This window comes from Marinomonas epiphytica (genome assembly GCF_054780655.1).
In genome coordinates this window covers 335267-349093 of record NZ_BAAGVX010000026.1, presented here as the reverse complement: position 1 = coordinate 349093, position 13827 = coordinate 335267, and the positions used below count along the sequence as shown (strand labels likewise).

The following is a 13827-nucleotide window of genomic DNA, read 5'->3' as shown; positions in this document are numbered from 1 at the left end:
ACTTTATTACTCCACTATTACAACAAGCATTTGTTACCAAGAGCGCCAAACAAGATTAACACTGGTTTCATGAATCTGAGTGTATTTACCAAGCTGCATCCAAGGCCCATATGGACCATGATAATCACTGCCGGCTGAAGCCTCTAAATCAAACTCAACAGACAACTTCTCTAACACCCTAACCGCATCTGGCCTTTCATTACCTGATGCGACTTCCATGCCAGTTCCACCCCAGGCTTTAAAGTCTTTCAACAATCTCTTCAGTTTAGTCAAAGTAAGAGGATAACGCTTAGGATGCGCTAGAATCAGTGACATACCTTGACCAGAAAGAGCCTTAAGAACCTCTTCCAGTTCTGGCCAGACATCCCTTAATTTACCTAAATGCTTATTACTCAAATAACGATCAAATGCCCTATTACTGTCTTTAACTATGCCTCTTTTCACCATAACCGCAGCAAAATGAGGCCGGCCTATTTGGCTGCCATTGGCGGCTGTTACTGCCTCCTCAAAGAGGTCTGGCAAGCCCCGTTTGATCAGCAAGTCAGCAATGCTTCTGGCCCTTTGTAGGCGGACCTGCTGATTGTTTTCAACAACTTTACGCAAGGCCTGATTCTCTTCTGAAAAATTCAGTGCCACCATATGCAGCGGAATACCTTGCCATTGGGTCGATAGCTCAACACCATTAATAAAAGAGATATTATAAGCTTGCGCTTGCTCTCTGGCCTCCGCTAAACCAGCGATTGAGTCGTGGTCAGTCAGAGCAAATAAGCTCACACCTTGTTCATGGGCAAGCTCAACCAGTTGAGTTGGCGATAGCTTTCCATCAGAGCAAGTTGAGTGCATATGCAGGTCAACTTTTCGATATCGTTCGGTTTCAGACATAGATAGACTGTTCTTTAAATGAATTGCTCGTTATCATAGCGCCAGCATACATAAAATGGTTTTTATATGAAAATATTATTCGACTTCCTTCCCATCGTTATTTTTTTTGTTGTCTATAAGATGACGAATGACATCATTATTGCTACTGCAGTACTGATTCCGGCCACGTTAATACAAGTGGCTTACACTTGGTTTAAACACAAAAGCATAGAAAAAATGCACATTGTGTCCCTTGCCCTTGTAGTCCTGTTAGGTGGCGCCACCGTCCTTATGGGGGATGGTGACTTCATAAAATGGAAGCCAACTATAGTCAACGGGCTCTTCGCCTTAGCCTTTTTTGGTAGCCAATTCATTGGTAATAAAAACATCATTCAACGCATGATGGGCGATAAAATAGAACTGCCCTTCAAAGTATGGCGCACTCTCAATCTTGCTTGGGTTGGTTTCTTTATTTTATCAGGACTCACCAACCTATATGTGGCCTTCAATTACAGTGAAGAGATCTGGGTTAACTTTAAGCTCTTCGGACTACTTGGAATGACAGTGGTGTTTATTGTCTTGCAAGGCATTTATCTATCTTCTCACATACAGAACAAGGAATAACCATGCTTTACTCAATTGTTGGACAAGATGTTGATAATAGCTTAGCTGCTCGACAGCAAGCTCGACCAGCTCACCTCGGTCGCTTAGAGCAATTACAATCTGCTGGACGCCTTGTCTTGGCAGGCCCGAATCCAGCTATTGATAGTTCAGATCCTGGCACCGCAGGCTTTACGGGAAGTATTATCGTGGCAGAGTTTGACTCTTTGGAAGCCGCTCAAGCATGGGCCGATGCCGACCCATATGTAGAAGCAGGTGTTTACCGCAACGTCATGGTAAAACCTTTTAAACAAGTTTTTCCATACTAAACTGACGGTTAAAGTAATTTAAGAAGGGGAACCTTGTTTCACGTCTGAATGACCTAGATCTCGCTCTGGGTCAATCACATCGCGCATACGTTGTTTCAAGACTTTTGCTTCTGGAAATCCGTTTTCTGCTTTTCTGCACCAAATTTCTTCGCCATTCACCCTTACTTTAAAAATGCCTCCTTGAGTAGGTATTAAAGTAACGCTTTTAATGTCATCGTCAAACGTGGTTAATAACTCTTGAGACAACCAAGCAGCACGTAACATCCAACGGCATAATGTACAATATTCGATTTCAACAATGGCGGTTCGCAAATTATAATCTCCTCAATAGGGTAAAATGGCCTAGCAGCCAAGGCGCCACCCCATTACTATGGGCACATACATTTCATAAGGGAAAAAGCATGTACAAACTGATTGCAATATGGGCGGTGTTATTTACATTTAGCCTACCAGCACAAGCCACTGAGGTCACTATTAGCACCGATAAAGGCGACATTCGGGTCGAGCTTTTTACTGAGCAGGTCCCTGCAACCGTTGATAATTTCTTACGCTATGTAGATGAAGGCTTTTACTCTGGAACGATTTTCCACCGCGTCATTCGTGGTTTTATGGTTCAAGGTGGTGGCTTTGATAAAAACATGAGTCGTAAAACCACTCATAATAGCGTTCCTTACGAAGGCTACAACAGCCCAAATAATGTACGAGGCACCATCGCTATGGCTCGTACGGCTGACCCAGACAGTGCAACGTCACAGTTTTTTATTAACCATGTAGACAACCCCTTTTTAAACCATGGCGCCAGAGGAGGCCCAGGTTACACCACATTTGGAAAAGTCATTGCTGGTATGGAAGTAGTGGATGACATTGCAGCAACACCAACAAAAACAATAGGGCCGTACCAAAACGTACCCAGTGACACCATCACTATATTGAGTATCAAACGTGTCGACTAGTTACCGCCTCACAGAACCTAGCCTTAATTGGGGAACAGACGGCGTACCGCGTTCAGAGTCTTTTGATGATGTGTACTTTGATCAAAAATCTGGGCTGGATGAAACCCGCTTTGTGTTTTTACAGCACAACAAGCTACCAGAGCGTTGGCAGTCTCATAAAGGGGCTTTCACCATTGCAGAAACCGGTTTTGGTACTGGCCTTAACTTCTTATGCGCCTGGCAAGCTCTTATAGAGCAAGCACCAAACGAGGTGAGCTTACATTTTGTGTCTGTTGAGAAGTTTCCTCTCAGCAAAGCCATACTGCAAGACGCCCTCAAAATGTGGCCTTCTTTGTCTGCTTATAGTGAGCAATTCATTGCAGCTTACCCTAGCGTTTGCAAAGGCTTGCATCGTATAGAGCTTGAGCAAGGTCGAGTACAATTAACGCTTTGGTTTGGCGAAGCGGAAGAAGGCTTTAGTCATCTGAACGCTAATGTGGACGCTTGGTTTTTAGACGGTTTTGCCCCCAGTAAAAACCCTGAAATGTGGACTGACACCCTCTTTCAACATATTGCTCGGCTAAGCCACGAGAGAACAACCTTTGCCACTTTTACCGCTGCCGGAATCGTTCGCCGCGGACTACAAAACGTTGGCTTTAACGTAAGAAAAACCAAGGGCTTTGGAAAAAAACGCGAAATGGCAATTGGGGAGTTTACTCAAACTCATGAAAGCTTCAGCCAACGCATGAGCCAAGGGCAAGCTTGGTTTAATAACCGTTCAGACGCTCCGCCAAAAGTCGGCAAAATATTGGTAGTTGGTGCAGGCTTAGCTGGTGCGAACACAGCCTATGCACTGGCCCAAAGAGGACTAACCGTTGACGTATGGGAACAAGCAGATCACGTTGCCCCTGCCGCATCGGGCAATCCTCAAGGCATGCTGTACCCAAAGCTTGCACTCAGCGATACACCTGTGAACCGCTACTATCTAGCCTCGTTTCTTTATGCCGCGCGATTCTATAACAAATTAGCCACAGGCCTTCCTGACCAAGATTTTTGGCAACAAACAGGGCTTATACAAATTCCTAAAGACGACAAAGAACGCCAAAAACTACAGCAACTATTAGACAGTAAGCTGTACCCAAATGAGGTTATTCAAGCTAGCCAGAACAAAAAAGATAGCCTTCTGCTTCCTCAAGCTGGCTGGCTGGCGCCCAAAAAGCTTTGCCAGGCGTTATTGGCTCACCCTAATATCAAGCTTCAGCTCAATACGGCACTGCATAAGCTAGAACGGGTAACAGAGCACGAACAAGCCGTTTGGCGAGCCCAATCTACGGATTTACAAGAAACCTATAGCCACGTTGTTATTTGTACTGCCAATGATACGAATAGCCTATCGTTTATAGAAACTCTGCCCACTAAAGCCATACGCGGGCAAGTATCCTATCTGCACCTTCCTCAGTTAAGCAAGAACACTGAGTTAGCAGATGCAGCAAATACACTTGACCATGTTTTGTGTGAACTGGGTTATGTTTCACCTGCCATGAATGGCGAGCTACACTTTGGTGCGACCTATGATTTAAAAGACCCTGACACACAAATAAGGGACGAAGGACACCAAAGAAACCTAACTATCTTAAACCGTTTGCTGGACCTTGATAATAGCAAGCTAGCACCTTCTGACTGCGCTGGCAGAGTGTCTTTTCGGTGTGCAGTGAGCGATTACACGCCTATTGTAGGACCCAGCACAGCCGCTCAAACACTGCGTCAGGCTTATCAAGCTCTGGCTCGTAATGCCAAATGGCAAAGCCAACAGGTTGCCGAGCAACCTACTGGGCTATTTCTCAACCTTGGCCACGGCTCCCGAGGGTTGGTTTCAACGCCTTTAAGCGGCTGTTACATTGCTGACTTAATTTTGGCTACCCCGAGCCCTTTAGAACACCAAGTTGCCAATCAACTACACCCGAACCGCTTTACCATTCGTGATATAAAGAAAAATATTCTTTAACCGTGGACTAGATGTGTTTAGAAAAACGTATCTAGTTTTCAAACAGCTCAATGGCTCTGGGAATAAGCTCGGCAAAGCTGTTAAATGTGGTAGGTCTATAAACGGTATTATCTAACTCACTTAACAGCACGGATAAGCGTTTTTTTAACTGCACTACACTTGGGTTAATCGCTTCGTAGGGGTACACATGGTCCTGTAAACTCAGCTTATGCAATTCATCCAGTTCATCCTGCAACATGGAGTCCATGGAAAAGAACCTATCCTTCTGATTGATATCGTTAGACTCCCAATAGGCATTTTCTAAACAGGCCTTGAGTTCATAAAAAACATTAAGAGCATCGGCTACGTTTTTTTGTGTCATATTTTCATCCTATTTTTTGGCATTCTTTTTCTTTGCCCTTGTATTGTTTTAAGCTAACCCTATAACCTACAATCTAAGACAAGAATCAGCATAGGTAAACAATCTCTTGATAAATGCACACAATCAGGCAATTTCTCCTGTTAATTTATGGCACACATTGCAAGAAGAAGCGAAAAAACTTGCCCTTGATGAGCCAATATTAGCGAGCTTTTTTAATACCACCATTTTGCGACACGATACCCTATGTAGCGCATTAAGTTTTTTACTTGCCAGTAAATTAGATAGCATATCCATTCCCGCTATGGTGTTGCGAGAAGTGTTTGAAGAAGCCATGGCAGACAAAAACTCAGGTATTGTGGATTGCATTGAAAGAGACATTCTTGCCATTAAAGAACGTGATGCTGCTTGCGACACCCTAACAACACCGCTGCTATTTTTTAAAGGCTTCCATGCTTTACAGACTCACCGAGTGGCCAACTGGCTGTGGAAGAACGACCGCAAGAGCTTAGCTTTGTATCTGCAGGGCCAGATGTCGATGGCATTCAGCGTCGATATTCACCCAGCGGCCACCATAGGCTGCGGCATCATGCTAGACCATGCTACAGGGCTTGTAGTTGGGGAAACCTGTGTGATTGAAGACAATGTGTCAATCTTACAATCTGTGACCCTCGGCGGTACAGGTAAAGAGCACGGCGACAGACATCCTAAAATCCGCTCAGGCGTGCTAATCGGTGCTGGAGCTAAAATTCTTGGCAACATTGAGGTTGGTGTTGGCGCGAAAGTAGGGGCTGGGAGTGTGGTTCTTGAAGAAGTTGCGCCTCATACTACCGTCGCAGGTGTCCCTGCCAAAGTGGTAGGACACAACACTGAAGAAGAGCCTGCTCTAGAGATGGACCACAATATTAATCATTGCGTTCCAGGGGATTGCGATAAGTAATCAAGAAGGCGCGCCTATTATAGGCGCGCCTTCTTTTTTAAAGACAAAACAGGTTACTGCACACTGCTTTTCGCAAGGCCATTAAGCACTTGTGAAACCTTTTTAATTACAGGTTCACAGCCTTCAATATGATGACGCTCTTGTAAATACACAGGGTCATTAAAAGATAACCACACCTTTTGATCAGCATCTTCTAGTACTAACACTTTCTGCGGTAGATCAATGGCAACGCTTTGCGCACATTGCATAAGCGGTGTTCCAACTTTGGGGTTACCAAACAAAATAACTTGCGTTGGCCTAAGTTCTAACCCCACACCTTGGGCGTTTTTCTGATGGTCAATACGAGCGAAGACATTCAAACCTTTTGATTGAGCAAGGTTAGCAAAGCGCTCAGCGGTTTCTGCAACGGAAAAGTCACTCTGATAGCGCACTACACCATCGGCAGCAGACACCGACACACAGGCAGAGACCAGTAAAATACTTGCTAAACTTTTTTTCCACATAACTCACTCCATTTTGTTATTTATTGGGCTTAACGAAAAGCATCGTAAGCTTCTAGTTCACTTTTTGGCAACATTTTGATGGTTTCACTTTCTGTATCAAACAACAAAACGGCCAGTTCGCTCTTTAAGGCCGCCAACGCTTGCTGACACTTTTGCTGAGAAGATAACTCGTAATCCCCATAATCAGTGCCATCCCGAGAGACAATGTCCTCTAAAATGGTCATTAAGGTCTCAGGTTGTAAACTGTCGTATGGAATAACGGTATCCACCTTAAATTGCTCCTAGCTCTGACAACAAAGTAATCACTTGAGTTTCAAGCGTCTTGGTTTTATTTTCTTGCAAGAGAATCTCCTCATAATCCAATGCTACGCTGCATGCTCTGCATCCAAGATGCTTTGAAAGCTGGGTCCCCAGCAAACAACTTGTAGAGCTCTAGTTCATCTTTACGTCTCGCCAACATAACTTCCTTCAACATTTTTTCGAATGCTAGCTCACGGTTATGCGGATCAGGGTTGTTTTGGTATTTCGCTTCAAAATCTGGATGCTGTTTAATACTTTCAGCAATATTGATGAACTTAACTTTCTGTTCCTCTGGCGTTGCACTCCAGCCTTGAAACCACCTTTCGTTGAAGTTCCTAATGATCTCGTCTAGCGGATCTCGCTCTTCTTCACCACCATGTGCTCCACGAGGATTAGGGTTCTGTGGCGCTAACTCTGTTTCTTCTGCATCAAGCCCAATACCATAATTCAACTTAACCCGCTGAAGGCCATAGGAACTTAAATCCACAGACTCTAATAATGCATCAAGTGCTGCTGAATCAGGATCTTTAACAATTAGCTTTGGTATTAAGAATTTTAAAAACCAAAACAGCTTTTCCCATGCAACAATTTCGTATGGCATGATTGAAGCCATTTGCCCGTAAATTTTAACAAATTGCTTAGCTTTGATCTTAAAATCGACTTTATCATCATCTTCTAGATCTAACTCAACATTAAAACGGTGTGACGCAGTATCAATTATAGGGCTTAAAGTTTGCGCATCTTCATTATCAAAATAGCGCTTAACGAAATTTTCGACTTCATACCACTCATATACCCCAACATCATCCATAGAGTCTTTTAACTCATGTAACACATTGATGTCAGTAGCTTCTGACAAAGTAGTTGAGGTGTAGAATGGATCAAATGCTACTTTAATATCATCAATACTGTTGAAAAAGTCTAAAACAAATAAGTCTTCTGTTTTTTTACCTAGTTTGGGCGCCGAACGATTTAAGCGCGACAATGTTTGTACACAAAGCACACTCGCTAATTTTTTATCAACATACATTGCACACAGTTTAGGCTGGTCAAAACCTGTTAGGTACTTATTGGCCACAACCAGCAAACGGTACTCATCTGTATCAAACTTATCTTTGGTTTCGCTTTCAGCAAAACCATTCATTTCCGCTTCTGTATACTCGACTCCATCAACCTCTTTGGTTCCAGAAAACGCAATAGCTGTTTTGAATGGATTGCCTTGCTGTTCAAGCTGCCTAGTTATCGCTTTGTAATAGCGAATAGCTGTTTCTATATTTTGAGTCACTACCATGCCTTTGCCTTTACCACGTAACTTCTTCGCGTTCACAACATGGGGGATAAAGTGCTCAAGCATAATTTCAGCTTTGGTATTTATTGTCTGCTGGCTTGTTTCAACGTAGGCTCGCAATCGTTTTTGCGCTTTTTTAGTATCAAATTCAGGATTGTCTTGAATAGATTTCTCAATCTCGTAGTAGCTTTTATAGGTGGTGTAATTTGCTATAACGTCCAGAATAAAGCCTTCTTCAATCGCTTGTTTCATCGAATATAAATGAAATGGCTTAAAGCTACCGTCTTCTTGTTTTTGGCCAAATTTTTCTAACGTGCTGTTTTTAGGGGTTGCAGTAAAAGCAAGGTATGATGCATTGCCTCGCATTTTACGAGAACGCATGGCTTGTAATACTTTATCTTGTGCATCTTCAGCTTCTTCCACCTCACTTTTGCCCATAGCTCTATTCATATTATCGTGGGCAGAGCCAGACTGTGAGCTATGCGCTTCATCAATAATTACCGCAAAACGTTTGTCGCTTAAATCACTAATACCATCAATAATAAACGGGAATTTTTGAATGGTAGTAATGATGATCTTTTTGCCATTTTCTAGGGCAGATTTTAGTTCAGATGATTTAAATGCAGGGGCCACAATATTCTTAACTTCAGAGAATTCTTTAATATTGTCCCTAAGCTGTTTATCGAGTAATCGTCTATCAGTTACCACGATCACAGAATCAAATAACGGCTGCTCAATACCTTTACTCCCCGGTACGTTTGCAGATTTTGGGTAAGTTTCAATAAGCTGATACGCTGCCCAAGTAATAGAGTTGGACTTACCAGATCCCGCAGAGTGCTGAATTAAATAAGTATGACCAACACCGTGAGTTGAAGCATGCTCAACTAAACGGCGAACAACATCCATTTGGTGATAACGAGGGAAAAAGAGCGTGCGCTTTTTCAAGTCATCTTTGCTTGATCCATCTAAGCGGACAAAATGCTGAATAATGTTAGCCAAACTTTCTTTGTTAAATACTTCTTCCCATAAATATGAAGTCTTATGACCTAACATATTTGGTGGATTACCCTGGCCATGATTATTACCTTTGTTAAACGGTAAAAAGAAGGTGCTTTTACCCGCTAACTTGGTGGTCATATACACTTCGTCAGTATCTACCGCCATATGCACTAAACAACGACCAAACTGCAATAATGTTTGGGAAGTATCTCTGTCTTCACGGTATTGTTTTTGTCCGTGGTAACGGGCATTTTGACCCGTCCAAGCATTTTTTAATTCAAGCGTTATTAACGGAATGCCGTTAATAAACAGCACCATATCGATTTCTTGTAGAGGGTTTGCTTTTGAGTACCTTAATTGCCTTGTGGCACTAAATACGTTGGCATTAAAGTTTTTTCTAACAGAGTTACTACTGCTTGCTAATGGCGCTGGGTACATTAGGTTTAAGTGGGCATCTTCTACACTTAACCCTTTTTTAAGCAAATGCAATATGCCGTGTTTTTTGATTAGCCTGTCAAAACGTTCAAGTACTTTACGCTGCCAATCATTAGGGCTGTTTTTGCTAAGCTTTTCTAGCTCTTGTTCTTGGGTATGTTGTAAAAACTGCCAGAAGACTTTGGTGTCTAATGCGTAATGCATATCAAAATCAGCGGGATAGCCCAGTTGATATTTAGCATTGTTAAAATTAGGCTCAGCTTCTTGCACTCCTGCTTTTAAGTCTTCTAAACAAGTGCCTGTTAAGTGCTTTTCAATAGCGGCTTCTAAAGCTTGTTCGTTTGTTTGACTAACCATTAAGAACTCCTTTTATCTTCTGGTAACAACGTATATAACTCACGTGGACTGCCGCCTTTAAAATCACCTTTTGTATTTAAAAATGGTCTGCGTTCATCAAACCTTTGATCTTCATTGTTGTCCGTGTAATATTCACAAAGTGCAATATAAGCCCCTTGATTCCACATATCTTCTTGTACGTTATGGTTGTACCAAAGCAGCTGACTTAACAATGTGCCGTCAGTACTTTCAATGTATTTTTTCCTTTTTTCAGCCAATAATTGCTCAACTGAGCAACCAGTTTCCATAAGCTCATCAAAAAATACCTTAAACTCCCTGCCTTTTAAAAAGGGAGTTCTTGAACGCACAATATTCCTCCAATCATTGAACTGGTAATTTTCGTAATACCATGGAGATTTTCGTTTCCAGAAATGACCATAATGTAAAAGTAAACTTTGAACTTTTGGAAACGTACTATTCTCTCTAGATTTATCCGCTGGAAAGCAGCCATAAAACGTATTTTTTATTTGGGTTAATTTCTCTAGCGTTGAGCCCTCATCGTAATCAACCAAATGGCTACTATTGGTTAAGCCTACATCTGAGCCATCGAGGTTAAATGGATGATCTTCAATTTTCCAAAGCATGGACTCAATACTTGCCCAGTTGCTTTTATTCTCATTTAAACGAGTAAGCCAACGCTCTTTTTTATACTCTTCATCTTCTGATTTGGCCGAAATAAACCCTGTTTCAAGCAAGCTGTTAACAGAGCTTTTTATACCATTATCACCCGTAACAGAACGCATGTTGTTTTTATATCTAAGGTAAAATTGGCGTATACCACGAAATATTTGATAAGTAGGTAGCTTTTTATCTGAGCTTAAGGCTGAATCAACCCAGTGTAATACGCCCCACACAAACACCATTCTTCGGTGCTCTGTTGAAAAACGAGGATTTTTGTAATCAGTCACCCATGCAGTCGTTGTTGTATTTAGTATTGACCAAAATTCACGTAAAAATTGCTCGACCCAATCAGGGTAACTATAGATATCAGCAAGAGCTCTCTGACTATGTGTAATGAACGATAACGCTTTTATGTACTTAGCGATAAGCTCTAAGGAAAGCACTTGAGTTAACATGCTTTGGGATGGTTTAAAGGATGTATTTTCATCTACCCACGAGTTGCCATTATTCTCTAAATAAATATTCAGCCCCGCTATACAGTTTAAAAACTCATTAAACCCTTCATCTGCGTTAAGCTTATCAACTTTAGTTGCACGTACACCTTTAGCCCTCATACGCCAGAAAAAGTCTTGCCAGTTCTCCCATTCGGCACCCATTGTGTTTTTTTGCTCTGTCGTACCTAAACCGCTTAAGAGTTCTGCTTTAAGATTTTCATTACCCTGCATTTGTTCGCCACGAGCATTAAGGTAAATATATAAGTTTTCCCCTTGAGCACTAATGTTGGTGTCAAAATACCAAAACTCAGTAAAGTCATTTAAATATAAATAAAACTCTGATTCTTTTATCGCTTTATCATCTAACCAGTCCAGGATTATCGAAAAGTTACTGATTATATTTGTGACTGTAATGTCATTTTCATAACTATTTAAACACCAAGACTGTTCTTTTATCTCATTTTTAAAGTCCGCATTGGGATTAGATAGAACAAAGGGAACTAACTGCCTGATAAAGTTACAAGCTGAATCTCGAACTCGATAATCAAGCTTTGGCATTGCTTTAATGCAATACTTTTTTTCAAAGTCTGCTGCATTATTTGTTCTAACGGCAAGCAATAGTAGTACTAAATATAAGGTGGTTATACGCTGCTGGCCATCGATTAAAAAGTAACGTCCATCGTATTGCTGATCGCTATACGCATAAATAAAACCTATATTAGAAGAATGATTTCTTTGGCGATAAAAGTCAGCAAAATCAGCGTTAAGCTGTTTTGAATCGGAACAATCTATACCTGAGCTAAGCGCAGGAATTTCAGCCTGCTCGAACCGTAAGAAATCTTCTTCAATAGACGATAGTAACCCGACTACTTGAGGCTTTTGCCAAACATAATCTCGCTGTATTTCAGGAATGATAAGTTGCTCAACATATCGATTAACAAACAAATCTTTATAGTTATATTTTCCTGCTCTCATTACCCATCGTCCTTAATGTCACTTAAAATGGTATTAGCAATATGCTCTGCATGTGCGTCAATGTCTGTTTTCGACCATTGCTTCAAGTCAACATCTAAGCCTTTTATCATCTTCGCAAATACATCAAAGGTATGTTTAGGAACAAAATCACCTTGTTGAATTAGTTCTAGAATCTTTTGTCTTTTACCATCGAAAAATAGGCAACCTAACGCACTATTTGCTCCGCCCGTTAATAAACACATATTCCCTATACTATCTAACGTACCGGTTTTTCGAATAGCATCAACATATACCTTTTGCTCATCCGTAGTACGGGATGCTTGTTGCAATAAGGCTTCGACCTCTTCATTTTCTTGATTCAGAATATTTCTAATATTGTCTTTTTCTTCATCGGTTAAAACATGCTCTTTACCTTCCGGTGTTTGCGGAAAAACATGCTCTAACGACCAGTCTTGCCGTTTGAATGAATCAAAATCAAAGCGACGAGTCACATTTTTAGGGAACACACTTAACGCTAATAGTACGGCATGAATTTGTTGATCATCAGCACCATATTTTAAGCTCTTAATTAGGGTCGCTTTGTTTTTTATCTCTGCATTTTTGCCGAAAAGTAATTCTGACTGCTTACTGCGTAAAAAAGAGATCAATGCCGTTTTAGTGGGTAGTGCTAAACACTCCTTTAAAAAGTTTAATCGCTTATATTCACTGTTTTTTGTAAATCGGCAAAAACCTATAAGGTGATATATTTCATCCGTCTCAAACCAATCTTTTAAACGCTCTTGGGTTGATATTAAGAACTTAAGGCCATCTTGTGTACTTTGTTGTTTAGAAAAGAAATTAAAAAGCAGATGGCTACCAAATTGAGTGTTGCTCAGTTCAGATGATTTAGCCCCCATAACGAATGCGGTTAATTTGAGTAACTCATGTAAAGGATCATGCTTGTCATCAAAATAGAAGCTGGCAATGGCGCTACTTTGCGCCCATTGCTGAATATCTTCCCATGTTCTGCTCAAACCTAGCCTGACTTCCATTACTTCACGGAAATGGCTGTCAGAGCTTTTCACTTTGTCGCGACCCACTCGGGTTATAAACAAGGCCTTGATCAGTTCAACTTCTGATAGCGGTACTTTATTGCTGTTTAAGTTTTTAAAAACGGTTTCACTGACAATATGTTGTTCAACTGAATTCACAATGAGCTTAACGTACTTAAATAAGTAGGCCTTAAAGTCATGCAGTAACTTGGTTTTGTCAGCAAAAAATTTATCGCACTCTTTGACAGCGCCATATAAATAATAAATATCTTGGCGATCTAACCGTTCAAGATCTTCTGCAATAAATTCATCCCAGTTGGTGTCCACAACTTCAGATAATTTTTCTTGCGCATAAATAAACTCATCAAAGAAGTTAGCTCTAATTGCATAATCGAGCTTATTGCAGGCTATATTGTCAGAGTCGTCTGTATCTGCTTGTAGTAGATTTAACACTGACAATAAAATAGATAAGGTCGTGAGCCTTTGCTGCCCATCGATCACCTCTAAATAGTTGATGCTATCCGCTAACTGTAACGGTTTTACTGTTATGTATTGCAGGTAATATTCGTCTTCTTGTTTTTCAAATGCATGCCATAAATCATTCAGCAGAACCGTAACAGCGCCATTTGGCCCTGCAGCCCATTTATATCCTCGCTGATAAGCAGGAATATGGAATGACGTTGCGCCATATTGGGATAAGCAGCCACCCGTAGTTTTGCTATTAAAGATATCTGCAATATTGAAAACAAGTTCCTTCATC

General features: G+C 41.2%; 13 protein-coding genes. 5 read left to right on the top strand and 8 right to left on the bottom strand.

Annotated features, from left to right (window positions below; translation table 11 throughout):
* Nucleotides 1-33: 33 nt before the first annotated feature.
* Nucleotides 34-882, bottom strand: a complete 849-nt coding sequence (locus tag ACYVGZ_RS06730; RefSeq protein WP_460753010.1) for a PHP domain-containing protein — start codon at nt 880-882, stop codon at nt 34-36.
* A gap of 66 nt (nt 883-948) precedes the next feature.
* On the opposite strand from ACYVGZ_RS06730, the gene ACYVGZ_RS06725 reads away from it, so the two are divergent.
* Nucleotides 949-1485: a septation protein A gene (locus ACYVGZ_RS06725; protein WP_460753007.1), complete on the top strand. Its 537-nt coding sequence runs from the start codon at nt 949-951 to the stop codon at nt 1483-1485.
* Between the two features lie 2 nt (nt 1486-1487).
* The gene (locus tag ACYVGZ_RS06720; protein WP_460753004.1) at nt 1488-1790 is read left to right on the top strand and encodes a YciI family protein; all 303 of its coding nucleotides are present in this window, start codon (nt 1488-1490) and stop codon (nt 1788-1790) included.
* An 18-nt stretch (nt 1791-1808) separates the two neighbouring features.
* On the opposite strand, the gene ACYVGZ_RS06715 is transcribed toward ACYVGZ_RS06720, so the two are convergent.
* Nucleotides 1809-2102 (bottom strand): Rdx family protein, encoded by a 294-nt coding sequence (locus tag ACYVGZ_RS06715; protein WP_460753001.1) that lies wholly within the window; start codon nt 2100-2102, stop codon nt 1809-1811.
* Nucleotides 2103-2191: 89 nt separating this feature from the next.
* Here ACYVGZ_RS06715 and ACYVGZ_RS06710 point away from each other — a divergent pair, with 89 nt between their 5' ends.
* Both ACYVGZ_RS06710 and mnmC read left to right on the top strand, forming a co-directional pair.
* Nucleotides 2192-2743, top strand: a complete 552-nt coding sequence (locus tag ACYVGZ_RS06710) for a peptidylprolyl isomerase (RefSeq protein ID WP_460752998.1) — start codon at nt 2192-2194, stop codon at nt 2741-2743.
* Nucleotides 2733-4727, top strand: coding sequence for a bifunctional tRNA (5-methylaminomethyl-2-thiouridine)(34)-methyltransferase MnmC2/FAD-dependent 5-carboxymethylaminomethyl-2-thiouridine(34) oxidoreductase MnmC1 (mnmC, locus tag ACYVGZ_RS06705; RefSeq protein ID WP_460752995.1), 1995 nt, complete (start codon nt 2733-2735; stop codon nt 4725-4727). Before ACYVGZ_RS06710 ends, mnmC begins: the two co-directional genes overlap by 11 nt.
* A 31-nt stretch (nt 4728-4758) precedes the next feature.
* Here the strand turns inward: mnmC and ACYVGZ_RS06700 are convergent, their stop codons facing one another.
* Complete coding sequence (locus ACYVGZ_RS06700; RefSeq protein ID WP_460752992.1) at nt 4759-5088, bottom strand: hypothetical protein; 330 nt, start codon at nt 5086-5088, stop codon at nt 4759-4761.
* 106 nt (nt 5089-5194) lie between these two features.
* Between ACYVGZ_RS06700 and cysE the strand changes: the two genes are divergently transcribed.
* Nucleotides 5195-6025, top strand: coding sequence for a serine O-acetyltransferase (gene cysE, locus ACYVGZ_RS06695; protein ID WP_460752989.1), 831 nt, complete (start codon nt 5195-5197; stop codon nt 6023-6025).
* A 53-nt stretch (nt 6026-6078) separates the two neighbouring features.
* Here cysE and ACYVGZ_RS06690 read toward each other — a convergent pair whose 3' ends face one another.
* The 5 genes from ACYVGZ_RS06690 to ACYVGZ_RS06670 form a co-directional block, all read right to left on the bottom strand.
* Nucleotides 6079-6528, bottom strand: coding sequence for a DUF302 domain-containing protein (locus ACYVGZ_RS06690; RefSeq protein WP_460752986.1), 450 nt, complete (start codon nt 6526-6528; stop codon nt 6079-6081).
* Between the two features lie 29 nt (nt 6529-6557).
* Nucleotides 6558-6797: a YheU family protein gene (locus tag ACYVGZ_RS06685; protein WP_460752983.1), complete on the bottom strand. Its 240-nt coding sequence runs from the start codon at nt 6795-6797 to the stop codon at nt 6558-6560.
* Between the two features lie 83 nt (nt 6798-6880).
* Nucleotides 6881-9907, bottom strand: a complete 3027-nt coding sequence (locus ACYVGZ_RS06680; protein ID WP_460752980.1) for a type I restriction endonuclease subunit R — start codon at nt 9905-9907, stop codon at nt 6881-6883.
* A complete protein-coding gene (locus ACYVGZ_RS06675; RefSeq protein ID WP_460752977.1) occupies nt 9907-12036 on the bottom strand; it encodes a GmrSD restriction endonuclease domain-containing protein in 2130 nt (709 codons plus the stop codon). The genes ACYVGZ_RS06680 and ACYVGZ_RS06675 overlap by 1 nt, the downstream gene beginning before the upstream one ends.
* Nucleotides 12036-13826: a GmrSD restriction endonuclease domain-containing protein gene (locus tag ACYVGZ_RS06670; RefSeq protein WP_460752974.1), complete on the bottom strand. Its 1791-nt coding sequence runs from the start codon at nt 13824-13826 to the stop codon at nt 12036-12038. Before ACYVGZ_RS06670 ends, ACYVGZ_RS06675 begins: the two co-directional genes overlap by 1 nt.
* Between the last annotated feature and the right edge of the window lies 1 nt (nt 13827).